We start from the raw sequence: 22,822 nt of genomic DNA on the forward strand, positions 1-22,822 counted from the left end.
GTCAAGTCGCTTCCAACTGCTTTTTCTTCGTAATATGCAATTCGCCTTGGTAGAGATGAACATATACGTCGTATAAACTTGTTTTCTTGAACGTATATTCCGCCGAATAGTCGCCGTTGCCCGTAGTTTCCGTATCCAACAAATCTGGAATGCCTTTATTGTCCGCTGTGCGAATATCGAGTTGGACCCTGGCTTTTTCGAACGTGTTAAGTCCCGTAATCCGCACCGTTAGAGCGGTCGTTTCCCCGGCGATTACCGGCTCGGGGGTTGCGATTAACTCCACCTGCACCTTGGCGGGATTCACATTCGACGAACTTGACGGATCGGCGCATGCCGACATAAACAGGAGCGTCAGCATTGCGAACGCAAGCATCCATATGTTTCTTTTCATCTCATCCCCTCTTTCCTCTTACCGCTGATTGCCGCTTGCTATGATAGCCGTCAGTAGTCATCCTACCGGAACGGCATCCGTTTGAATATCGCTCGATAGAGCTATTGTTGTTACAACTGTGTGAAAATTTCGAAACGAAGACGGATACCCGATGCGGCAAAAACAAAAAAACACTTGCCGCGTTGTAAGGCAGCAAATGTTTCGTCATCTAATGATCAATCGGCTTATGTCGCTTTCATGCCAATACGGCGGACACGCGTTGTCACTCGAATTTCGAACGTGGCGTTCTTATACGTTTCCTGCCAACGCTCCTTCGTTCGGACATGCTCGTTCCAATACAAAGGTTTTTTTGCCCTTATATATTCTCCGAAACCGAAAATGTCGGATCCTTTTTCTTGTGTCTTGCGAATGAGATCTCCGTATGTTTTGATCAATCCTTTCTTGTTCTCCTTCTCGATCTCTTTCAATACATCCGAATGGCCGATTTGAAACGATTCGCTTAATTTTTCTTCCACATCGATTTCCGTCATGACGGAGACGATGAAATGCGGCTTTCCATTCCTAATTTCGACATTCATTTTCGATTTGCGGGACGTCGCGTATACCGTAACGGTTTTTTCCGGTCCGTCCGCTCTGACAAACCCGCGGTACCCCGATGTCCTGATCCCTTTAATCCCCATATAACCGGCAATTTCAAAAGGCTTCGTCACGCCCACCATTTTATCGTTCCGAAAATAAGCCAATCCGTAAATTTCAATGTTTTGTTCCTTCATTAGTTTGACATAAGGAAGAAATGCTTCTTGCCCGTGTTTCGAGGAGTTGCTCCAGAAAATGCCGACGAAGTCGTTCGGAAATTTCCCCAGTTTGACCGCATCGTCCAATGTCGCCAGCAAATACAATGTCGGTATTCGTTTCAGTTGCGGCGTCGCCTTCATTAAGTCGATCGCCTTCCCCCCTGAGATGAGCATCCAGGCCGTTCTGCGCACTTCCGAATTGCGGCGCAAAAAGTCGTTTATATTTTCCAGCCCTCTCCTGCCCATCTCTTCCGAGACGACGATCACGCGCAAATGTCCGTAGAACAATCTGCTCGAAATTTGCTGCTGCAAATTCATGAGCGCATCGTCGATCGTATGACCGACGACATCGATGATCCATACCGTTTGTCCCGCGCCGGGCGCGCCCCCGCCCTCGCCGCCTTCTTCTCCCTCGCCTCCCCCCGGGCCAAGCGGAATTTTACCGGGCAGCGCGATTTGAACGGCGACGCGAATCAACTCGCGGGTCGGAACCGGGTATTTCCCGCGCAGATGGCTCACCTCTTGCTCTTGGCTTTCTTCTCCCGGGCTGGCCGTATCGATGGAAATGCCCAATACGACGGCGCGTTCTTCTATTTCCAGGCGATCCCAGCAACCTGCGAGAAGCGGTACGATCAGAATGAACATGCAAAACAACGCGACGGGTTTACGCTTCGTCTTCATCGTTACCCCCATAATCGCAGCATCCAGTTGGCGACGAACGACAGAATTCCGGCCGCAACATTGAACCATCCGAGAAAACGGGCCACCTTCTTTTCTTTTTTCATGTTTTTCTGCTCGTAGTTTTCATGTCCCATTGTAAAATGAGCCATCCTGTCACCAACCATAACGGTATCGCCGAAACGATAAAACCGAATCCGACCTGACCGCCTCCTATCATGCTTTCCAGCCTCCCAGCGTGATGTCATTTAGACTCCATTCCGACTCGTCGAATTTTCGTGTGAACCTTCACTTCGAACGTTGCGGAAGGGTACATTTCTTGCCACCGCTCTTTGGTCCGGATGTGGCGGTTCCAATATTGCGGTTTTTTGGCGCGTACATATTCGCCGAAGCCGAGAATATCGGCTCCTTGATTCTGCGTTTTTTTAATAAAATCTTCATATAGTTTTGTTGCGGCCTCATTATTCTTCCGTTCGATTTCCCATAAAACTTCGTCCGTTTTCAACAAAACCGAATCGTTGACTTTTTCTTCGATATTATCTTCGAGAAAGATCGTAACGAGGAAATGCGGGCGGCCGTTTACAATATCCACTTTTATGTACGATTTGCGGGAGGTGGCATAGAGCATGACGATCGTCGGCGTTTCTCCCACTCTCACGAAAGACCGGTAACCCGCCTGCGTTACTCCTTTAATGCCCATATATGCCGCTATTTCAAGGGGTTCCGTTACTTCCACTAATTTATCGTTTTTAAAAAATGCGATTCCCTTTATTTCAACGTTTTGCTCCTTCATGACTTTGACATAAGGAAGGAAACCTTCCTTTCCTTTTTTGGAAGAATTGCTCCAAAAGATACCGAGAAAATCGGTCGGGAACTTCCCCATGCGGACCGCTTCGTCCAACGTGGCCAACAAGTACATCGTCGGAACGCGTTCCAATTTGGGCGCGGCTTTCATCAGTTCTTTGGCATCGCCTTCCGAAACTAGCATCCAGGCCGTTCTGCGCACTTCCGAATTGCGGCGCAAATAGTCGTTCAACGTTTGCAGTCCTTTTCGGGCGGCTTCCCGGGATACGACAATAACGCGCAGATGGCCGAAAAACAGTCTGCTTGAAATTTGCTGCTGCAAATTCATAAGCGCGTCGTCGATCGTATGTCCGACACTGTCCAATACCCACACCGTTTCTTTTCCCCCTTTTTCCCCACCGGCTTGTCCCGGACCGAGCGGTATTTTCCCTGGCAGGGCGATCTGGACGGCAACGCGGATCAATTCTTGTTTCGGAGCGGGGAACTTGCCGCGCAAATGCGTAATCTCCTGTTCTTTCTCATGCTCTCCTTCCGCCGAATCCACTGAAATTCCTAATACGACGGCTCGTTCCTCAATTTCAAGCCGATCCCAGCAGCCTGATAGAAGAGGAACCGTTAAGAGCATGACACAAAGCAGCTTGATCGCTCTTCCCTGCTTTTCCCTCATACGCGTTCCTCTTTTTGCTTGCGAATGATGGACACGAACAACAAAATGCCGGGATAAGCAATGGTCATCACCATGCCGACGCGGCCGACGTTTTGAATGATTTCATACATTTGCAATATATTTTGCGGCAGCAGAGCCATAATAAAAACAAACGGCAGTATAAAAAAAGAAAACATTTTCGAATCGCCCAAACGAAACAGCTTGCTGATGGAATCAATCGTAAAATAATAACTGGAAAAAAGCGTAGTATAGACGGCGGTCACCCAAACCGCGAGAAACGCCGCGTCGATTCGTTCCAAAATATTCGCCGGGAGCGATGTCGTCTTGGCTAATTCCAACGTAGGCCAGAGCAATTTTTTGATCTCTTCGGCGCCGAACACGCTGACCGTCGCCGCAGCAATAACGATATACAGTCCGCCGGCGATCACAATCCCCCATATGCTGGCGATCATCGCCTTCTTCGGCTTGCGCATAGCCGGAATAACCACAGTCATCACGAAAGCGCCTTGAAATAAAGCGGCAATGGTTAAGATCCCCGGCAACATCCCTTTCGGATTGTTGCCCCAGAACGGTTGCAAATTTAGGATATCGGCGTTTTTCAGCGAAAGCGCTACGATCAATATACCGGGGATAAGAAGCAGCGGCGTATAAAAATAGTGAATATATGCAAATCTCGTAATGTCGTTGCGGGTGGAGAATGTAGCCAGCAGCAGCATGACGATGACGGTTACTTCTACGGGCGTCTGTTTCAGTACGGACGTGACGACGACTTCGCCGAATTCGCGTGCCGTCAGCGAAGTTAACATAGCAAAAAAAACGATAATCATGATATTGCCGACCCGAGCCAGCCATTTTCCGATAATGTCTTCGCTATATTGAATAATGGATTTGCTCGGAAAACGCATGCCCAGTATGGTAATGATGCTGAGTCCGATAAAGGCGACCGCCGCGCCGAGCATCGTCGCGAGCGGCGCCCCTGCGCCGGCCGAGCGTACAGCGAAGAGGGGAAGCGGGAGCACCCCGACCCCGATGATGCTGCTTACAATAATCGCAGTGGCTTGGATGACTGTCACTTCCGGTATTTCTTTCATCCGTTAACGCTCCTTTTTTTCTAATTGTTCCATCGGATCCAGCGCATCCCCCGGGGGACTCTGCAGCGCCTCCTTCGCTTTTCCTCCCAATCGGATATTATCCAGCGGAAACAGGAGCGGAGGCCGTCTCTTCATCCACCATATCGGCCCGCGTATAATCATATCCTTCATGCCTTGAAAGTTGCCCGGCACAAGCGGACTTAAGTAAGGAACGCCGAACGATTTCAGGGAAAGCAAGTGATTCGCGATAAAAATCAATCCGATCATCACTCCGTAAAGCCCGAAAATACCGGCCAATATGATCAGCGGAAACCGCAGCAGCCGCAGGGCAAGCGCCACATTGTACGCCGGCGTCGCGAACGATCCGATCGTCGTCAGCGCGACGATTACGACGGTGATCGGGCTGGAAAATCCCGCTGCCACCGCGGCCTGGCCGATTACGAGCACCCCGACGATGGACAGCGCTCCGCCGACTTGCTGCGGCAAGCGGATCGTGGCCTCCCGCAATACTTCCATCGATATTTCAATCAGCAGCACTTCAACAATCGCGGGAAACGGAACGCCCGCTCTTCCCCCGGCTACCGCCACGGCGAATTCCGTAGGGATCAATTCCGGATTAAAGGATATAATCGCGACATACAAGGACGGAAATATTAATGAGAAAATTAAGGCGATTAGCCTGGCCAAACGAATGGCGCTCATGAGCAGAAAGCGTTCGGTATAGTCTTCGACCGTTTGGTAGAATTGGCTGAATACGACCGGAACGATGAGCACCAGCGGCGAGCCGTCTACAAGCAGGGCGACTCTCCCTTCCAACAGATTGGCGACGACTTTATCCGGCCTCTCCGTATATTGCACTTGTGGGAACGGAGTAAAATGATTGTCCTCGATATATTGCTCCAAGTAGCCCGAATCGAGGATGGCGTCGTCGCCGATGCTGCTTAGCCGTTTATGCACCTCCTGTACGAGATCCGGATTGCAAATGCCTTCCATGTAGCAAACGGCGATTTTGGATTTGGTCCGGCTGCCGATCGTCATCGTCTTGACGCGAAGATCCGGCGTTTGCAGGCGATAGCGAATAAGAGCGATATTGGTGCCGAGCAATTCGATGAAACCGTCTCTCGACCCGCGTATGACTTGCTCCGTAGCTGGCTGATCGATGGCTCGTTTCTCGATATTCCGCGTGCCAACCAGAAAGGCGTCCTCCAATCCGTCGACCGCGACGAACGTCTCGCCGCGCTGCAAGCTGTCGACAATGACGGCAAGCTTGTTTTCCAGCCTGCCTTCGCTATGATAGAGGGATGAACCGATGAGAATATCTTTCATTTCATGCAGTTCAATGCTTCTTCCTTCGAGATAAGAAGGCAAGTACATAAACGGCTTTAATACATCCGTGTTGATAATCGTCTGGTCGACCATATTCTGATAATAGATCATGGCTGCCGAGTACTTTCCGAAAACGTTAAAACGGCGGACGGCCAAGTCATCGTTCTCACCGATCAAACTGCGAATGATATTGATCGTTTCTTCTAGATTGGCACTGATTGTATCGGTTTCAGTCGGGAATGACACGGGTACCACCTCCAAACGTTGCATTGTACTTGCTGAAATTGAGATTCATGTACGTTATCATTCCCATAAAAAGTGAAACTATGTGTTGATCGGCTTGCGCATCGCATCGAAGTATAGAGTCATGTAGAGCCTTTACCATGAATTTTATTGATGCTGTCAGGTCGGGAAGAGCTTCAGGCGGAGGCATCGATTGAGTCTTGATCGGGGACGAGGGTTTTCTCTTTTGCCCCCTTCTGTCGGTATCCCGCTCGTTCAGGATCGCAAAAAAGAAAGAGGGTAAAATCAATGTCAATATAAAAAACGAACATTCAAGCAGGGGTTTATCATAATCAACTTTCGAGGCTGAAGGAAAAATCGAACACCCCATCAATAAACGAAATCAAGCGCATTTCGTTAAGATGCGATTTTGTTAGGGACCTTACCGAAATCGTTAGCACGGCCGACGAGTTTGGGATACGTAATCGTTCGAGAAGTAACGCAACTGTTGAATAGCGATTTCAGCGGGGATGGTTGACTATGGTTAAACATGTAACAATAATGATTCAAATAAGCTTGCAGATGCTTGCTTCCAATGCCCCCGAACCGGCAAGCAAGCCATGTTTCTACTTCCCATCCAAGCCGTATTAACGTTAGGTTCCTGTCGCGTCCGATGCGGCGCGTCACAATCGCGCCGGCAGCCGCCTTCGGATCCACGTAACGTTCGATAAAATGATCGACCGGAAAAGGCTTAAAGCAAGTTTTGATCGGTTCTTTCCGCTGTTTTTCGATTTTTATTTTCACGATCACCCCGTTCTCGTCCTCCGAAGCGCCGATGAGCAGAGGTTGTGCTTGTTTATGCCAATTCGAGCCGGGCGTGATCCTCAAGGCATAGATCGCTTCCGAAATGCGAACCAGTCCGGACAACAGCTCCGTCGATTCCGTCTGGGACATGGCATACCGCAGCTTGTGGCAGATGAGCCAAGCGGTTTTGTAGGTGACCTCGATGATTCGGGATAATTGTATCGCGTTGACGCCCTCCGGCCTTGCATGGAGATAGATCGCCTGAAACCATTTGCGCAGCGAGGTGCGGCTGCCTTCCATGACCGTACCGGCAATGAGCGAAGTTTGCGCCCTGCAGGATTGGCATTCATAGAGAGGGAGTTTGCGGGTCGTAATGACGTAAGCGGCATGATGCTGACACCGGGGGCATCGGAACCCGTCCGGCCATCTCATCTCGAACCATGCCTTCACGCATGTTTCTTCCTTCTCATAATAAGCTGAGAACGCTTCAAAGGATAACAACTCGGTCATGACAATCCCTCCCGGTACAATAATCAGAACCTACGTTCCCCTTTATTTTACCAAACAAATGTTCCTATTTCAATATTATTTATTAAATTTTTGGAAGAAAAATTAAATGCTTTCTCGAGCAATTAAAAATTCCCTTTAGAAAGCGAATGAATGGCTTGGCCGCTGAAAAAAGCTGGTTTTTCCAACTTTCTGAACGAAGGGGATTTCGACAAAGGGGATGAGAATGGGATAGAAGGAGGAAGTCAGATCTGGACGACTGAACGGAGCTCATATTACGGAGCTTTCTGAACGAGGGGGATTTCGGCAAAAGGGGGAGGGGATAAATGAAGTATCGATGGGAAGAAATGGAGACGTTCTGACTGAAGGGGATACCGACAGAAGAGGAAATGCAACTAAGACGGAGAAAGAAAATACAAAAAAAGCGCCCTATGCTTGAGCACAGGACGCCGCGATCTATTCGTTACGACACGACGGAGATCGTTTCCCGTATTTCCGCCAATTTTTTGACCGTAACTCTGGAAATTCGCAAATGATCTACTTCTTCCACAATAAACTCGTATCCCTCGTAGCGGATGCGCTGATTTTTCTGGGGCTGCGTTTCCACTTGCGAGTATACCCATCCGCCGATCGTATCGTAATCTTCCGTTTCGATCTCCATTCCGAAATATTGATTGAATTCGTCGATATGGAGCAAACCGTCAACGGAATGCGTCATTTCGTCTTTTTTCTCGATGGCGGGCCGTTCCTGATCGAACTCGTCGTGAATTTCTCCGACTAGCTCCTCCAAGATGTCTTCTACGGTAACCAGCCCGGAGGTGCCGCCGTATTCGTCGATCAACAAGGCGACTTCCGTTCGCTTTTTCTGCATCAACTTCAGCAAAACGCTGATCGGAATCGTCTCGGGTACGCTCATAAGCGGTTTGGCGATCGTTCTTATATGATCCAGTCCATGTCTGGCCGCTTGCAACATATCTTTGATATGTACGAATCCGATAATATTGTCTTTATCGGCATCGCACAATGGATATCTCGTATGAATATCCGAAGTGGCAATATCCAGATTTTCGTCAAAAGACGAATCTACATACAAACAAATCATCTCCGTGCGGGGAATCATAATTTCCCGCGCAACGGTTTCGGTAAATTCGAACACGTTATCGACCAGCGTCAGCTCCGTATTATCGATCAGACCGTTCTTATGGCTTTCTTTCACCAACAGCCTGATTTCCTCTTCCGTATGAACCGCTTCATGTTCCGCTTCCGGTTCGATGCCCGATTTGCGCAGCATCCAGTTGGAAGCCCCGTTCAAACACCAGATGAGCGGGAACATAAGCTTATAAAATAATACAATCGGTGCGGCGGACCAAAGCGTGACTTGTTCGGCCTTCCGAATCGCGTACGTTTTCGGCACCTGTTCGCCGATCGTAATATGAAATGCGGTTACTACCGTAAAACCGATAATAAATGCGATAATATGAATGATGTTGTCAGGTACGTGCAAGTTTTTCAACAACGGCGCGAGCATTCGCGCAATGGTCGGTTCGCCCAGCCAACCGAGACCGAGAGACGTTAACGTGATGCCGAGCTGGCAGGCGGACAAATACGCATTCAAATTTCCAACGATACCGCTTGCAAATCTGGCCTTTCTATTCCCTTCTTGGGCCAGTGTATCGATGCGGCTGCCCCTCACTTTCACCATGGCAAATTCGGCTGCGACGAAAAATCCGTTCAGTAACACGAGCACAAAAGCAAGCAACAGGCTTAACCATATCGGTAACGGGTCACTGTCCAATCGATTCCCTATCCTACCTCCGTTCGAGATAGATAGGTCCACCTCCTCATGAATGTATTGATAAACAACCTTATTATTACAATTATAATCAAATGTCAAAAAAGATCAAACGCTGCTGTTTGTCTGAGCGCGGCAAAAGCTTACGATTTCATCTTATTCGCGTCTGCTTGTTGCCATGACGCCGACTTTCCGAAAGCCCCGAAAACCGCATATTACGGCGCTTTCCCGCCTTATTTCAAATTTTGCAGAAAAACCGTCGCGTGAAAAAAGCGTTTCGCCAACGTTTGGAAATAAGATGCTTGCACCGATACCATGGCGACCACCAAAATATTTCTGACGGCTTCCCTCTGCTCCGGGCGCAAACCGTGCAAAGAGCCCGCATACTCGCTCGCCCTTTGCTTAATCAAATTTTCCATCATATGGTCGTGATTTTTTCTCCCGCTCTCATGTCCCGACACGTCGAGGACTTGATCGTTGTTCGCGTCCAATTCTTCGAAGATGGACGAATATGCGCTATATAACTGCAGCGGATTGATCAAATCGTCGGTCTCGTCGTCCGGATGCAGAAATACATAGGTCAGCAATTTGCGGATCGAGTCAAAATCCAATGTGGATTTCAAATCTTCCACAATAAATAAGACGGCCGCTTGATCTACGGAATATTTCTTCCCCACTTTCGGAGAACCGAGCACGTCCTTAATATCCCGCTTCACCCAATTTTGCGCGGAAGTAACCGAGAAGTTGGTATATTCGATCTGATTGCCCAAAGAGACGATATCGTTTAAGGAAAACCCTTCTTCCCTCTGATTCGATTTGATAATCTTGGCGAAAATCGGAGGCAGCGTCGTCGCCATAAAGGCGCCTAAAGAAGTGCCGAGTTCGATATCCGTCTTATGCGAACTGGCCCATGCTTCCTGCAAAATCGCGAGCGGTGTCCGATCCGACAAGCCTTTTAACGATAGCAGTAAGGACGACATTTGTTTGCGCGTTAACAAGAACTGTTCCATACTGAATTTCTCCTTCGTTCCGTTTGCAAGGTTCCGTTCGACGACTCGAAACGATGAATTTCAAGTTCATCTGAACTTATCTTATGATTTTATCGTAATATTGTCAAAGCGGGAAAGAATAAAAGAGCGAACTGTTTGGCTGCGATGAAAACTCGCCATACCGTCTATTTTTCGCTAATATGCCGTTATATTGTCTTTGAATCTTTTTCATTAAGTTCTTATAATAAGTTCATATGAACTTGAACTAAGAGAGTTCGTAAAAAATCATGATAAGGAGATTGTAATGATTGCGCTCAATATTTTTCTCGTTATTTTGCTGATTGCTCTTACCGCATTTTTCGTGGCTACCGAGTTTGCGATGGTCAAAATTCGGCCGAGCCGCGTCGATCAATTGGTGGCGGAAAACCGGAAAAACGCCTCTGCGGTGAAAAAAGTAGTCGGCCATTTGGACGCTTACTTGTCGGCTTGCCAGTTAGGGATTACGATTACGGCGCTCGGATTGGGTTGGCTCGGGGAGCCGACGGTCGAAAAATTGCTGCATCCTCTATTCGAATTGTTCGCATTGCCGTCCGAGGTTACCAAAGTAATATCCTTTCTGATCGCCTTCATCCTTATGACGTACTTGCACGTTGTGATTGGGGAATTGGCTCCCAAAACGTTGGCGATTCAGAAGACGGAAGCCATCGCCTTGATGACGGCGCGGCCGATTGTTATGTTTCATAAACTGATGTACCCCTTTATATGGCTGCTTAACGGTTCGGGCAACGCGATCGTCCGCATGTTCGGCTTGCACTCCGCGAGCGAGCATGCGGAAGCCCACTCGGAAGAAGAATTGCGGATTATTCTCACCGAAAGCTACGAAAGCGGCAAAATCAATAAATCGGAATACGGGTATGTGAACCGGATCTTCGCTTTCGACGATTTGCTGGCGCGAGAAATTATGGTGCCCCGTACCGATATGGTTTGTCTGCATCTCGACAAATCGTTCGAAGAAAACCTGAAAACGATCAAAGAAGAACAATACACTCGCTTCCCGGTCATCATGGATAATAACAAGGACAATATTGCCGGCATGATCAATACGAAACAGTTCTTCCTGTATTACGACGATCATCCGAATACGGAACTGTCCAAGCTGGTGCAGCCCGTATTGTCGGTATCCGAAGCGACGCCGATCAAAACGTTGCTTAGAAAAATGCAGCAGGAACGGAAGCATATCGCCATATTAGTGGACGAATACGGCGGAACGTCGGGAATGCTTACGATTGAAGATATTTTGGAAGAGATCGTCGGGGAAATTCGCGACGAATTCGATGCCGAGGAAAACCTGGAAGTCGAACAATTGAGCGACGGCCGCATCGTCGTCGACGGGAAAGTCGCGATTTCTCAAATTAACGAATTGCTGAACGCAAATATCGAATCCGATAATTTGGATACGATCGGCGGTTGGTTGTACGGGCAGAACACGGAATTGAAAAAAGGAAGCGAATGGCGCTTCGGAGATTTGACCTTTATCGTAAGAGAGAAAGAGAAGCATCGGATTCGCAAAATTGAAATTATAAAGAACGCTGTCGAATCTTCGGAATAGAGATCCAAAAAAATGAGGCATTTCCAGAGGCGCTTGGCCTGCCGGAAAGCCTCTTTTCTTGTTTAATCCGCAACATGGGCCCGATACTCATCCGCCGTGAGTAAACGCTTCACCGCTTCGTCCGCTGTTCCGTCTACTTCAAGCTCCGCGATCCAGCCGCCCCCGTAAGGATCTTCATTGACCAATTCCGGCTGTAATTCGAGCGCCGCATTGACTTTGGCGATCGTGCCGGCAACGGGACTATACAGTTCCGACACCGTCTTGACCGATTCGATCGAACCGATGCTGTCCCCGGCAGCCGCGCCCGTATCCGGCGCTGCGCAATCGACGAATACGATATCGCCCAATTGGCATTGCGCAAAGTCGGTAATGCCGATTCGCACCGTCCTTTCGCCGACGACTTCCACCCATTCGTGCTCCGCGCTGTAACGCAGGCGATCTTTCACTTCGCTCATGTTCGCTCCCCCATTTCTTCGCCTTCCGACTCCGCCTTCTTGTACGCTTCTTCGCGCCGTTCGTGAGAAAGGCCGATTCGCATATTATTACTATATGGCAAGAATACAATCACAATGTTCCGAATATTGAGTATTAATGTACTGTGAACATCGAAAATGCGGATGAAGGCAATGGGAGAGTTTACCCGATGCGGTAACGCCGAAGGAGTAAGCCTCGCGCGGGTGAATCTCTCAGGCAAAAGGACCGTTGCCGGACGCGACTCTGGAGAGAACCCTGTCAGCAGGGGTACCGATGGGGAAACTTATGCGGTTCCGTCTTGGAATGGCATAGGGCAACTCTCAGGTAACAAGGACAGAGCGTAAGAAATCGCGTATGCCAATCAAGCGTACGGGATTCCATACGGCCTGTCCCTTTTTGTTTTTTGCAAAGCCTAATATGATAAATTCGAGGTGATCGTATGTCCCCGTTGCGAAGAACTCCGCTCTACCCCGTTTATTCCTCGTATCCTTCCGTTCGCTGCATCGACTTTGGCGGTTGGGAACTGCCCGTGCAATATTACGGCATGTTGAGAGAGCATGACGCCGTGCGGCGGCAAGCGGGCTTGTTCGACGTCTCCCATATGGGCGAATTGCTAGTGACGGGCGAGGGCGCGCTAGCGTTCTTGCAGCGGATAACGACCAATGACGTATCCCGTTTGACGGACGGCCGCGCGCAGTATTCGATCCTGTGCGCTCCGGACGGCGGAGTCGTCGACGATCTGATCGTGTACCGTCTCGCAAGCGGCAAATATATGTTGGTCGTCAATAGCGCCAATGCCGCCAAAGATTTCGAATGGCTGCAGCGGCATCGCTTCGGCGACGTCCGTATCGACGACATATCCGAAGATGTCGCGCTGCTTGCGCTACAAGGGCCGGCCGCTGCCGGCATCATGTCGGAAGCGGCGAGTTCCGCCGTCCTCTCGCTGCCCGCGTTTCATTTCGCTTCCGACGTCAACGTAAGCGGAACGCGCACGCTCGTTTCCCGGACCGGTTATACGGGCGAAGACGGATTTGAATTGTTCGTTTCGCCTGCGGAGGCGCCGAAACTATGGAACGATCTGATGCGCGCCGGCGAACGCCGCGGGCTGATCCCGGCGGGGCTGGGCGCCCGGGACACGCTTCGATTGGAAGCGAGGCTGCCGCTGTACGGCCAAGACATGTCGGAGGACGTCTCTCCGCTCGAGGCCGGGCTTGGTTCGTTCGTGAAGTGGGACAAAGGCGAATTCATCGGCAAGGAAGCGCTGCTCGCGCAGCGATCCGCCGGGCTGCCGCGCAAGTTGGTCGGCATCCGCATGATCGGCCGCGGCATTCCAAGATCCGGTTATGCGGTATACGCTTCCGGCAAGCGGATCGGCGCGATTACGTCGGGAACGCAATCGCCTACGTTGAAACAAAATATCGGACTCGCGCTGCTGGATGCTAATGTTGCGGAAGTCGGGACCGAACTGCAAGTCGACATTCGGGGCAAATTCGTAGCGGCGCAAATAGTGAAAACGCCGTTTTACCGACGAACGGCCGAATCGACGGAAGGAGGCAAACGATCATGAAACATCGCTATTTGCCGATGACGGAACAGGATCGCGAGGAAATGATGCGGACGATCGGAATCGGTTCCGTCGAAGAACTGTTCCGCGACATTCCGGATGAAGTGCGCTATCGCGGCACGCTGCCAATATCCGAAGCTTTGGATGAGATGGCGCTGCTTCAACATATGAAACGGCTGGCGGATAAAAACGCGGATTTTGAACGATACGTCAGTTTTTTGGGCGCGGGATTGTACGATCATCATATTCCCGTCGTCATTCGCCATCTGTTGTCCCGGTCCGAATTTTATACGGCTTATACCCCTTATCAACCGGAAATTAGCCAAGGGGAACTGCAGGCGATGTTCGAATTCCAGTCGTATATTTGCGAATTGACCGGGATGGCGGTCGCGAATGCCAGCATGTACGACGGTTCGACCGCGCTGGCCGAAGCGGCTGCGCTCGCCGCCGGCGCGACGCAGCGGCGCCGGATCGTCGTCTCGCGCGCCGTTCATCCGGAAGCGCGGCAAGTGCTGCTATCGAAAGCGCGCGGACTCCGTATCGATATCGTCGAAGCGGATTACGCGGACGGAGCGACCGACCTCGAGCGCTTGCGGGCATGCGTAACCGGCGAAACGGCTGCCGTGATCGTGCAATCGCCGAATTTCTTCGGCTGCATCGAACAGGTGCGCGCCATTGGCGAAATCGTTCATGCCTGCGGCGGATTGCTCGTCGTGAGCGCCAATCCTCTTTCGCTCGGCCTGCTGGAAAGTCCGGGCAAGCTAGGCGCGGACATCGTCGTCGGCGATGCGCAGCCCTTCGGGATTGCCGCCTCGCTCGGCGGGCCGACCTGCGGCTACTTCGCCGTCGGCAAAGCTCTTATGCGGCGCATGCCCGGCCGCATCGTCGGCCAAACCGTCGACCGCGACGGCAAGCGGGGATTCGTGCTGACGCTGCAAGCGCGCGAACAGCATATTCGCCGCGAGAAAGCGACGTCCAACATTTGTTCCAACCAGGCGCTGCTCGCGCTGTGCGCCGCCATCTATTTATCCGTTATGGGCAAAGCGGGCATTCGGGAAGTGGCCGACCTGAACGTGCAAAAAGCGCACTACGCTTCCGGATTGTTCGCCGGCCGCCCCGGCTTCTCCCTTCCCTTCTCTTCGCCGTTCTTCAACGAATTCGTATTGAAGCTGCCGGAGGAAACCGATATCGGACAAATTCGGTCGCGGCTGCTGCAATTCGGCTACATCGGCGGATACCGTTTGGAGAACGACTATCCCGAGTTGAAAGGCTGCATGCTGCTCGCCGTTACGGAACGAAGAACGAAAAGCGAAATCGAGCGATTTATCGAATGTTTGGAGGGTTGCATATGAAAGCGGAGAAAGCGCTCATCCATGAGCTTAGCAAACCGGGACGGACCGCCTATTCTCTTCCCGCTTGCGACGTCCCCGTCGTCGAACATCATCGGCTGATTCCGTCCGAAATGCTGCGTGCAGAGCCCGCCGAGCTGCCGGAAGTGTACGAAGTCGATGTTATCCGCCATTATACCGAGCTCTCGCGCCGCAATTTCGGAGTGGATAACGGCTTCTATCCGCTTGGCTCTTGCACGATGAAATATAATCCGAAGCTAAACGAAGAGGTCGCGCAATACGCCGGATTTGCCAAAATCCATCCGTATCAGCCGGAGGAAAGCATCCAAGGAGCGCTGGAATTGATGTATGAATTGCAACGCGATTTGGCCGCGTTAACGGGGATGGACGAGGTGACGCTTCAGCCTGCGGCAGGCGCGCACGGCGAATGGACCGGGCTAATGATGATTCGCGCTTATCATGAAAAACGAGGCGAAGTCCGCGCAAAAGTCATCGTCCCGGATTCTTCCCACGGCACCAATCCGGCAAGCGCGGCTGCCGCGGGATTCGAGACGGTTACGATCCGGTCGAACGAACACGGTTTGGTCGATCTTGAAGAACTCCGCGCTGCGGCGGGAAGCGACACGGCGGCTTTGATGCTGACGAACCCGAGCACGCTGGGGTTGTTCGAAGCGCAAATCGTAGAAATCGCCCGCATCGTGCACGACGCGGGCGGATTGTTATATTATGACGGCGCGAATTCGAACGCCATTATGGGGATCGCCCGTCCGGGCGATATGGGTTTCGACGTGGTGCATCTGAACTTGCACAAAACGATGAGCACGCCGCACGGAGGCGGCGGGCCCGGCGCGGGACCCGTCGGCGTGAAGAAAGAGCTCGCCGCCTTCCTTCCTGCGCCGACGGTCGTCAAGCGGACAGACGGATCATTCGGGCTGGGCGGCGGAGCAGAGGATTCCATCGGCCGGGTCAAAGCCTTTTACGGCAACTTCGGCATTCTCGTCCGCGCCTATGCTTACATCCGTTCTTACGGGCCGGAAGGGCTCCGGCGCGTATCCGAATGCGCGGTGTTGAACGCCAATTACATGATGCGGCGGCTCGAACCCTATTATGACATTCCGTTCCCCGGCATCTGCAAGCATGAATTCGTTCTATCCGGCAAACCGCTGAAAAAATTCGGCGTCCGCACGCTCGACGTCGCCAAACAGCTGCTCGATTTCGGATACCATCCGCCTACCGTTTACTTCCCGTTGACGGTGGAAGAATGCATGATGATCGAACCGACGGAAACGGAAAGCAAAGATACGCTCGATGCGTTCATCGATACGATGATCCGGATCGCCCGCGAGGCGGAGGAACAACCCGAACGGTTGCTGAACGCCCCGCATCATACCGTTGTGAAACGGCTTGACGAGACGCAGGCGGCGCGCAATCCCGTCCTGAACTGCTCTTGCCGGTAAACGGCGCTTATTCCACCCTGTCGAAGATCGAACGATCCTCCCGTTCGGGGTGGTGCACGCCTTTTTCCCAAACGAGAACGAAAGATTCATATTGCCCGAATCCGTTATTCGGTATCGTCTTCAAATCGCCGAACACTCTCTCGATCGACAATATTTGCGATTCATGCGCCAGCAACGCCTTCGCCTTCATCGGCCAATGCTTGCTGACCTCGATTTGCAGGGGCGGCTTCCCGTTCGAAGCGCGCGCCGAGAACGGGGCGTTGTAATACAGTTTCTGCACGCTTGGACAGCGGCCGCTGAAGACGGCTTCGTTCGTCGCATGATGGATCGCGATATGATCCTTATGGCCGCTCATTCCGTCTTCGGGAAACGTAACAATGACGGAAGGATTATGCTTGTTAATAAAAGATACGATCTGATCCGCCAGAAAAGCGCGGTCGTAAGAAGCCAATTGGCCGTCCGGAAGCCCTAAATGTTCGATGACGGACAATCCCATAATATCGCCGGCTTTTTGCAGTTCGACCTCCCTGCGGGCCGCAAGCTCGCTCTTCGACATGGGTCCCAAACGTCCGGTCTTCCCGGCATCGCCGCGCGTCGCGCATAACAAGACCGTCTTGCCGCCTTGATCCGCGACCTCCCGGATCAAGCACGCGCAGCCGAATGTCTCGTCATCGGGATGAGCATAGATGAAACCTACGGTATGATTCATTGCCAAACCACTCCTTTACGCTGCACAGATTAACATCGGGACGTAAGCAGCCCTCTTTTTATATTACCACAGATGGTTTAGTTCTCGGAATCCGTTACGATTTCGCATCCTTCCACATGCTTGCGGTCCATCAGCTTCTTTTTTTTGCGGTTTTCTTTCGTCTCGAAGACGATATCGAGGTCGTAGTCTTCCGGATACAACTCCTTGCCGTCAATGTATAGCGAGAGGCGCTTATGGTTGATCTTGAACTTCTGCTGTTGGATCAACACGCCGACATTGCCTCGTGCGTCTTCGGCTTCGTAAACGATGCCGTTTCGTTGTAAATATGAAATGTAGACGTTATCGCCCACTTTCAGACGTTTCCTCGCGGGAGCCTCTCCTTCCTCCGGATCGGCCGCGGCATGGACTGCCGGAGCCGGAGCCGGCCGAACAGGCGAAGGCGGTTCGACTGCCGTTTGCTGCGGCGGCGAGTCGGTCTCGGCCGGTTCGATTGCCGCTTGCTGCTGCGGTAAATCGATGCCTGCCCTTTCAACGGCTTCCGTCGCCGCCGGCGCCGCTCCGCCGTATTCCCGCCTGCTCGCCTCCGTTATTTGTTCCGAACGGCGGATAATGTCCGGGGAGATGCCGAGCTTGAGCGCGATGAGAAACGCATAGCTTCGTCCCGCTTCCCCGATCCTCAGCCGGTACAACGGTTGGAGCGTCTCTTCGTCAAACTCCATGCGGGCGTTCTCGAATCCCGGCGTGACGGCGGCGAAATTTTTAATTTCATTGTAATGCGTCGTGACGATCACCGTCGCGCCTCTCCGGTGGAGTTCCTCCAGAACGGCGATAGACAATCCGATTCCTTCGCCCGGATCGGTTCCGGTAGCCATCTCGTCGATCAGAATCAGCGTCGAGCCGTCGGCGTAAGAAAGCATATCGATGACGTTCCGAACATGGGACGAGAACGTGCTTAAAGATTGCTCGATGCTTTGGCCGTCGCCGATATCCGCAGCGATGTTCCTGAAGACGGCAAATACGCTGCCCTGTTCCGCCGGAACGAGCAAGCCGGATTGCACCATAAGCGTAAGCAGCCCGACCGTTTTCAGTGCGACCGTTTTGCCGCCCGTATTCGGTCCCGTAATGATCAGCGATTTGTACTTGTCGCCGATCGAGAAATGAAGCGGAACCGTATTGCGTCCGAGCAACGGATGAACCGCGCCGCGAATATGGATTCGCCCCTCCCCGTTAATCTCCACATTGCGACCGCCGATCGCGACCGCATATTTCGCTTTGGCGAACAAATAATCGTACACTCCTACCGTTTCGACATTCATTCGGAGCTCCGGTTCGCCCTCCTCGACAAGGGTTGTCAAGTAACTTAGAACCTTGGCCTCTTCCCGGCTTTCCTCCACCCGCATTTCGTTCAGGTCGAATTGCAAATGAGCGACGTCTTGCGGCTCGACGTATACGGTTTGGCCGCTCGACGATTCGTCCAGCACGCTGCCTTTGATCAGCTTGCGATGCTCTTTTTTGATCGGGAGCACATATCTTCCGTTTCGCAGGCTAACCAAATTTTCTTGCATAATATTCCGGTAACGAGACATAAGGCTTTCGATTTTGTCTTTAATCTTTCCTTCGACGACGGCCGCTTTTTTGCGGATTCTGCTCAAATCTTTGCTCGCTTCGTCTCTTACGCGTCCGCCGTGTACGCAACGCTCGATTTCCGTCTTCAGTTTGGCAAGCTCATGCATCGACGAAGCTAAGCTGCTAACGGTCGGAGCAATCGACGATTTGGCCGCCATATATTTTTTGAGCTGAATACAGCTGTGCAGAAACTGTTGAATGTTCGCAAAGTCATGTTCCGTATATACATATCCGGTGTCCAGCAACGACAGCACCTTATCGATTCCCTCGAGCGACGGAATCGGCACGCTGGCCCCTTGTTCGAGCATTGCCTTCGCCTCCGCCGTTTCGTTAAGCGCTTGACGCACCCTTTGCCATTGATCCATAGGTTGCATCCGCTCAACATGCTGCTTGCCTAAATAAGAGGCGGCATATTCCATCACATGTTGCTTCACTTTGTCGTAATCCAATCGTTGCAAAACCTTTTCATCCATGATTCGTTAACTCTCCTTTGGTTTGTAAAATAAAAAAAGGCAGAAGAATGAGCATTCATCATTCTCTGCCTTTGCCTATCTCCTGACGTCCGAGCCGCATCAATAAAAAAACCGCGCTGAAGACAGCACGGATCGGTCGCGAAGATAGAAATTCATCTTGATCTTGGGCATGTATGATATCCGCTGTTCTTAACTAGTTCCGCATACCTTGTTTTTCGCATGAAAAATAAACGTCATATGACGCGCTTTTTCAAAAAAACAAAGTACAGCTATGGAGTTGATTAGTTAAGAACTTTCACCGACATCAAAAACTCTCCCTTTATTGAGGATAACCCTATCATACGTGAAAAAAACGGCAAGGTCAAGCGGATGGCGAATAAACGAGGAATATGGGGACGACAATACTTATTGAGAAAACGTCGGGAGGTAGGAACGATGAATCGACAACGGGCTCAAGAAATTGCCGCATCCCCGGTTATGGCGAATGTAACCTGCGACGGAGTGCCGGTCTATATTCAGCATGTGAACGAACATAACGAAACGGTTCGAGTCTATCCGCTAGACGAGCCGGAAAACGAACAAAACGTCCCTTTGAGCAGCTTAGAGGAGCATTAACGCCAGGAGGACACCATTCAGATTTTGCGCTTATCCGGGAAATACAAGCGGTTCCCTTCGCTTCGAAGGTCGAACCGCTTGTATTTTTTATAGGGACGATGCAATGAGAAAAATTACAGTCAGCCATATGATGGAGATAGCGGGTTCGGGCAACTTGGCCGGCATCGTGCTCATGAAGAAAATGAGCAAGGCGATTGTACGGTTAATGCGAATTTCGTATCAAACAGCAATTTCAACATTAGCGCCTCACTTTCCGCGATCCTTGGTCTAGTTTTGCATTGAGAAAAACTTCTGCCCGAGTCTTTTCATCCGAATGCCTGCCCGAATGATGCGAATTTCGTATTCCTTCAGGCGGTACAGCCTCTCCGCTTCCCGCACCGAAATTTCTTGAAATCGGATCCTTGTTCCCGGCTTCGCCTGGGCAATAAGCGGTAAGTCCGCCGCTGCGATTTGCGCAATTCGCGGATATCCTCCGATCGTCTGGCTGTCCGCGAGCAAAACGATCGGATGGCCGTCCGGCGGCGCTTGCACGGTTCCGACCGCGACCGCTTCGGAGATCACTTCGATCGGTTCCGCCAACTGCAAACGCGATCCCGACAACCGGCAGCCCATTCGATCGGATTGCGGCTCGACTTGGAACGGCCGGTCGAAAAACCGCAGCCTGCTATCGTCGTCGAAATGCGCGTAATGATCGCCGCGCATCGCCCGTACCGTAATATGCTCCGAATGGTGCGGCATGCGGTTCCATCCCGCAAACCAAGCGGTCGAACGAAGCGAATCGAAAGCGGCGGGCGCGACGGAACGGGCTTGTTCCGGGGCGTTCAGGCCGATGACGTCGCCCTCTTGCAGCGCCCGGCCGTGAAAGCCGCCAATGCCGCCCCGGAGATAGGTGCTCTTGCTTCCCATGACTTCAGGAATGCGGAACCCTCCCGCTACGGCCACATACGCTCTGCAGCCTGACTTGCAGGGGCCGAACCGCAGCACGCTCCCGCTTTTCACGATGACCGGCCTCCACATCGGGAGCTTCATCCCGTCGACGGTCGGCGACAGATCGCCCCCGGCAACCGCGAGCAACGCATCTTGCTCGAACCGCAAAGCAGGCCCGATTAACGTCGCTTCCAGCGCCGCCTCCCGCTCGTCGTTCCCGACGAGCAAGTTGGCGATCCGCAAAGAATACGGATCCATGGCGCCGCCGACCGGCAGTCCGAACTTACGGTATCCGTATCTCCCTGCATCTTGAATGCTGGTCAGAAGACCGGGACGAAGGACGGTGACGCTCATATGCCCCCCTCCTCGTAAGCCTCGTACTCTTCAGGGGAAATCGGGCGAAATTTGACGATATTCCCCGCTTGCAGAAGACTGGGAGGCTGTAATTCCGGACGGAACAGCGCCGCCGGCGTACGGCCGATCAACTGCCAACCGCCCGGAGTGGAGATCGGATAAATTCCCGTCTGGCTTCCTCCGATTCCGACCGATCCCGGCGCGACCGAAACGCGGGGAGTCGGGCGCCGCGGCGTAGCGATCCGTTCGGACAAACCGCCCAAATAAGGAAAGCCCGGAGCGAATCCGATCGTATAGACTAGGTATTGTCCGCCCGCATGGACGGAAATGACTTCATCCGCGCTCATTTGGTGATAGGCGGCCACCGCTTCCAGATCGGGACCGAACGATCCCCCGTAACAGACTGGAATTTCCACCGTGACGGGCCGCTCCGGCGCATTGCCGTTCGCAAGCGCGCCCATTTGTCTTAACCAAGCCGCGACGATGTCCGAAGCGGCGCGATCATGCAAGCGATCGTCCGCGGACGCCGCACCTGCTGCGATATCCGGTTGATAAAAGACGGTGATGGCGCAGTAGGACGGAACGTATTCGATCATGCCCGGAAACCCGTTACGGTCCAAACATTTCGCAAACGTTTCGACATGGCGGTGAATATCCGGATGGATCCGATCGCCGAATACGACCCGAACGGCCGTTTCTCCCAACGGAAAAATATCCATCGCGCATGCCGTGTTAGATATGATGTTCTCCACTTCCCTCACCCCCGACATTCATGGTAACGGATGCTGCGAGAGAGCGCTCGATCCCGCCGCCTTGACGGAAATGCCCGCATGTTCGCAAGCGATGCGGATTTGCTCGGCGAGCCGCGCGGCATGCGCGCCGTCGCCGTGAATGCAAACCGTATCGGCTTGCAGCGCAATATCGTTGCCGTTCCGCGTTGCGACCTTCCCTTCCTTGACCATTCGCACGACGCGCGATGCGGCCTGCTGCGCGTCTGTCACCAAGGCGTCAGCCAACGTTCTCGGCGTTAGCGAGCCGTCTTCCTGATACGTACGGTCTGCGAATACTTCATGAGCGGTTTGCAAACCGAGCCGTTCCCCCGCCTTGATCGATTCGCTGCCGGACAGCCCGAACAGCGTCAGTTCCGGGTCTACCCGATAGATCGCTTCCGCGATCGCATCGGCCAGATCCCTTCTCTTGGCCGCCATATTGTAGAGAGCGCCGTGCGGCTTCACATGCCGCATCCGGCCGCCTTCCGATTTGACGAAGGCGGCAAGCGCGCCGATCTGGTACACGACCATTTCGTACGCCTCTTGCGGCGAAATTTCCATATATCGGCGGCCGAACCCGGATAAGTCGGGCAGTCCCGGATGCGCGCCGATGGCCACTTCATATTGCAAGGCAAGCCGGACCGTGCTTCGCATCACGCCCGGATCGCCGGCATGAAACCCGCATGCGATATTGGCCGAAGTCATAAACGGGAGAACGGCTTCGTCGACGCCGAGACGATAAGCGCCAAAACTTTCCCCAAGATCGCAATTCAAGTCGATACGATGCATCCTCATGATTCCTCCGTCCTATCCGCTGCATCGCTCGGGCA

General features: G+C 52.3%; 20 protein-coding genes and 2 riboswitches. Of the genes, 5 read left to right on the forward strand and 15 right to left on the reverse strand.

Annotated elements, in window-relative coordinates:
* Position 1: 1 nt before the first annotated feature.
* The 9 genes from KQI79_RS13110 to KQI79_RS13145 all read right to left on the reverse strand — a co-directional run bounded on the left by KQI79_RS13110 (position 2) and on the right by KQI79_RS13145 (position 10,086).
* On the reverse strand, positions 2–391 hold the full coding sequence (locus KQI79_RS13110) for a hypothetical protein (protein ID WP_216538692.1): 390 nt from the start codon (positions 389–391) through the stop codon (positions 2–4).
* A 224-nt stretch (positions 392–615) separates the two neighbouring features.
* A complete protein-coding gene (locus KQI79_RS13115) occupies positions 616–1,878 on the reverse strand; it encodes a Ger(x)C family spore germination protein (RefSeq protein ID WP_253298128.1) in 1,263 nt (420 codons plus the stop codon).
* On the reverse strand, positions 1,869–2,111 hold the full coding sequence (locus KQI79_RS28255; RefSeq protein ID WP_367398189.1) for a CLC_0170 family protein: 243 nt from the start codon (positions 2,109–2,111) through the stop codon (positions 1,869–1,871). The genes KQI79_RS13115 and KQI79_RS28255 overlap by 10 nt, the downstream gene beginning before the upstream one ends.
* Positions 2,108–3,334: a Ger(x)C family spore germination protein gene (locus KQI79_RS13120; RefSeq protein ID WP_216538693.1), complete on the reverse strand. Its 1,227-nt coding sequence runs from the start codon at positions 3,332–3,334 to the stop codon at positions 2,108–2,110. The genes KQI79_RS28255 and KQI79_RS13120 overlap by 4 nt, the downstream gene beginning before the upstream one ends.
* Positions 3,331–4,425: a GerAB/ArcD/ProY family transporter gene (locus KQI79_RS13125; RefSeq protein WP_216538694.1), complete on the reverse strand. Its 1,095-nt coding sequence runs from the start codon at positions 4,423–4,425 to the stop codon at positions 3,331–3,333. The genes KQI79_RS13120 and KQI79_RS13125 overlap by 4 nt, the downstream gene beginning before the upstream one ends.
* A 3-nt stretch (positions 4,426–4,428) precedes the next feature.
* The gene (locus KQI79_RS13130) at positions 4,429–6,021 is read right to left on the reverse strand and encodes a spore germination protein (protein ID WP_216538695.1); all 1,593 of its coding nucleotides are present in this window, start codon (positions 6,019–6,021) and stop codon (positions 4,429–4,431) included.
* Positions 6,022–6,390: 369 nt separating this feature from the next.
* Positions 6,391–7,287 carry a transposase gene (locus KQI79_RS13135; RefSeq protein ID WP_216538696.1) on the reverse strand — a complete coding sequence of 299 codons (897 nt, stop codon included), beginning with the start codon at positions 7,285–7,287 and terminating at the stop codon, positions 6,391–6,393.
* Between the two features lie 460 nt (positions 7,288–7,747).
* Complete coding sequence (locus tag KQI79_RS13140) at positions 7,748–9,079, reverse strand: hemolysin family protein (protein WP_216538697.1); 1,332 nt, start codon at positions 9,077–9,079, stop codon at positions 7,748–7,750.
* A gap of 230 nt (positions 9,080–9,309) precedes the next feature.
* A complete protein-coding gene (locus KQI79_RS13145) occupies positions 9,310–10,086 on the reverse strand; it encodes a DUF1836 domain-containing protein (RefSeq protein ID WP_216538698.1) in 777 nt (258 codons plus the stop codon).
* A 283-nt stretch (positions 10,087–10,369) separates the two neighbouring features.
* Here KQI79_RS13145 and KQI79_RS13150 point away from each other — a divergent pair, with 283 nt between their 5' ends.
* Positions 10,370–11,674, forward strand: coding sequence for a hemolysin family protein (locus tag KQI79_RS13150; protein WP_216538699.1), 1,305 nt, complete (start codon positions 10,370–10,372; stop codon positions 11,672–11,674).
* A 62-nt stretch (positions 11,675–11,736) separates the two neighbouring features.
* Here KQI79_RS13150 and gcvH read toward each other — a convergent pair whose 3' ends face one another.
* On the reverse strand, positions 11,737–12,129 hold the full coding sequence (gcvH, locus tag KQI79_RS13155) for a glycine cleavage system protein GcvH (RefSeq protein WP_216538700.1): 393 nt from the start codon (positions 12,127–12,129) through the stop codon (positions 11,737–11,739).
* 162 nt (positions 12,130–12,291) lie between these two features.
* Positions 12,292–12,386, forward strand: a riboswitch (glycine riboswitch).
* Between the two features lie 3 nt (positions 12,387–12,389).
* A riboswitch (glycine riboswitch) is annotated at positions 12,390–12,487 on the forward strand.
* Between the two features lie 100 nt (positions 12,488–12,587).
* Between gcvH and gcvT the strand changes: the two genes are divergently transcribed.
* From gcvT to gcvPB, 3 genes are read left to right on the forward strand one after another with little or no spacing between them, the layout of a single operon-like run.
* The gene (gene gcvT, locus KQI79_RS13160) at positions 12,588–13,715 is read left to right on the forward strand and encodes a glycine cleavage system aminomethyltransferase GcvT (protein ID WP_216538701.1); all 1,128 of its coding nucleotides are present in this window, start codon (positions 12,588–12,590) and stop codon (positions 13,713–13,715) included.
* Positions 13,712–15,064, forward strand: a complete 1,353-nt coding sequence (gcvPA, locus tag KQI79_RS13165) for an aminomethyl-transferring glycine dehydrogenase subunit GcvPA (protein WP_216538702.1) — start codon at positions 13,712–13,714, stop codon at positions 15,062–15,064. Before gcvT ends, gcvPA begins: the two co-directional genes overlap by 4 nt.
* A complete protein-coding gene (gene gcvPB / locus KQI79_RS13170; RefSeq protein ID WP_216538703.1) occupies positions 15,061–16,518 on the forward strand; it encodes an aminomethyl-transferring glycine dehydrogenase subunit GcvPB in 1,458 nt (485 codons plus the stop codon). The genes gcvPA and gcvPB overlap by 4 nt, the downstream gene beginning before the upstream one ends.
* 7 nt (positions 16,519–16,525) lie before the next feature.
* Here gcvPB and KQI79_RS13175 read toward each other — a convergent pair whose 3' ends face one another.
* Positions 16,526–17,227 carry a PIG-L deacetylase family protein gene (locus tag KQI79_RS13175; protein WP_216538704.1) on the reverse strand — a complete coding sequence of 234 codons (702 nt, stop codon included), beginning with the start codon at positions 17,225–17,227 and terminating at the stop codon, positions 16,526–16,528.
* Positions 17,228–17,304: 77 nt separating this feature from the next.
* Entirely contained in the window at positions 17,305–19,326 is a 2,022-nt protein-coding gene (locus KQI79_RS13180) for an endonuclease MutS2 (RefSeq protein ID WP_216538705.1), read from the reverse strand.
* 435 nt (positions 19,327–19,761) lie between these two features.
* Here KQI79_RS13180 and KQI79_RS13185 point away from each other — a divergent pair, with 435 nt between their 5' ends.
* Positions 19,762–19,941, forward strand: a complete 180-nt coding sequence (locus KQI79_RS13185; protein ID WP_216538706.1) for a small acid-soluble spore protein H — start codon at positions 19,762–19,764, stop codon at positions 19,939–19,941.
* Positions 19,942–20,208: 267 nt separating this feature from the next.
* On the opposite strand, the gene KQI79_RS13190 is transcribed toward KQI79_RS13185, so the two are convergent.
* The 3 genes from KQI79_RS13190 to KQI79_RS13200 are packed head-to-tail and all read right to left on the reverse strand — an operon-like array spanning position 20,209 to position 22,781.
* On the reverse strand, positions 20,209–21,222 hold the full coding sequence (locus tag KQI79_RS13190) for a 5-oxoprolinase subunit C family protein (protein WP_216538707.1): 1,014 nt from the start codon (positions 21,220–21,222) through the stop codon (positions 20,209–20,211).
* Positions 21,219–21,974 (reverse strand): 5-oxoprolinase subunit PxpB, encoded by a 756-nt coding sequence (gene pxpB / locus KQI79_RS13195; protein ID WP_367398191.1) that lies wholly within the window; start codon positions 21,972–21,974, stop codon positions 21,219–21,221. Before pxpB ends, KQI79_RS13190 begins: the two co-directional genes overlap by 4 nt.
* Before the next feature lie 18 nt (positions 21,975–21,992).
* Positions 21,993–22,781: a LamB/YcsF family protein gene (locus KQI79_RS13200; RefSeq protein WP_216538727.1), complete on the reverse strand. Its 789-nt coding sequence runs from the start codon at positions 22,779–22,781 to the stop codon at positions 21,993–21,995.
* Positions 22,782–22,822 lie beyond the last annotated feature (41 nt).

The sequence above is a fragment of the Paenibacillus sp. MSJ-34 genome, from assembly GCF_018918005.1.
In the GTDB taxonomy this organism is placed as follows: Bacteria; Bacillota; Bacilli; order Paenibacillales; family Paenibacillaceae; genus MSJ-34.

Bases quoted from the DNA above. Each gene is read 5' to 3' on its own strand.
- KQI79_RS13110 (WP_216538692.1), bottom strand. From the start codon at position 391: ATGAAAAGAAACATATGGATGCTTGCGTTCGCAATGCTGACGCTCCTG.
- KQI79_RS13175 (WP_216538704.1), bottom strand. From the start codon at position 17,227: ATGAATCATACCGTAGGTTTCATCTATGCTCATCCCGATGACGAGACA.
- KQI79_RS13120 (WP_216538693.1), bottom strand. From the start codon at position 3,334: ATGAGGGAAAAGCAGGGAAGAGCGATCAAGCTGCTTTGTGTCATGCTC.
- KQI79_RS13130 (WP_216538695.1), bottom strand. From the start codon at position 6,021: ATGCAACGTTTGGAGGTGGTACCCGTGTCATTCCCGACTGAAACCGAT.
- gcvT (WP_216538701.1), top strand. From the start codon at position 12,588: ATGTCCCCGTTGCGAAGAACTCCGCTCTACCCCGTTTATTCCTCGTAT.
- gcvH (WP_216538700.1), bottom strand. From the start codon at position 12,129: ATGAGCGAAGTGAAAGATCGCCTGCGTTACAGCGCGGAGCACGAATGG.
- KQI79_RS13115 (WP_253298128.1), bottom strand. From the start codon at position 1,878: ATGGGGGTAACGATGAAGACGAAGCGTAAACCCGTCGCGTTGTTTTGC.
- gcvPB (WP_216538703.1), top strand. From the start codon at position 15,061: ATGAAAGCGGAGAAAGCGCTCATCCATGAGCTTAGCAAACCGGGACGG.
- gcvPA (WP_216538702.1), top strand. From the start codon at position 13,712: ATGAAACATCGCTATTTGCCGATGACGGAACAGGATCGCGAGGAAATG.
- KQI79_RS13125 (WP_216538694.1), bottom strand. From the start codon at position 4,425: ATGAAAGAAATACCGGAAGTGACAGTCATCCAAGCCACTGCGATTATT.
- KQI79_RS13145 (WP_216538698.1), bottom strand. From the start codon at position 10,086: ATGGAACAGTTCTTGTTAACGCGCAAACAAATGTCGTCCTTACTGCTA.
- KQI79_RS13135 (WP_216538696.1), bottom strand. From the start codon at position 7,287: ATGACCGAGTTGTTATCCTTTGAAGCGTTCTCAGCTTATTATGAGAAG.
- KQI79_RS13150 (WP_216538699.1), top strand. From the start codon at position 10,370: ATGATTGCGCTCAATATTTTTCTCGTTATTTTGCTGATTGCTCTTACC.
- KQI79_RS13200 (WP_216538727.1), bottom strand. From the start codon at position 22,781: ATGCATCGTATCGACTTGAATTGCGATCTTGGGGAAAGTTTTGGCGCT.
- KQI79_RS28255 (WP_367398189.1), bottom strand. From the start codon at position 2,111: ATGACATCACGCTGGGAGGCTGGAAAGCATGATAGGAGGCGGTCAGGT.
- KQI79_RS13190 (WP_216538707.1), bottom strand. From the start codon at position 21,222: ATGAGCGTCACCGTCCTTCGTCCCGGTCTTCTGACCAGCATTCAAGAT.
- KQI79_RS13180 (WP_216538705.1), bottom strand. From the start codon at position 19,326: ATGGATGAAAAGGTTTTGCAACGATTGGATTACGACAAAGTGAAGCAA.
- KQI79_RS13185 (WP_216538706.1), top strand. From the start codon at position 19,762: ATGAATCGACAACGGGCTCAAGAAATTGCCGCATCCCCGGTTATGGCG.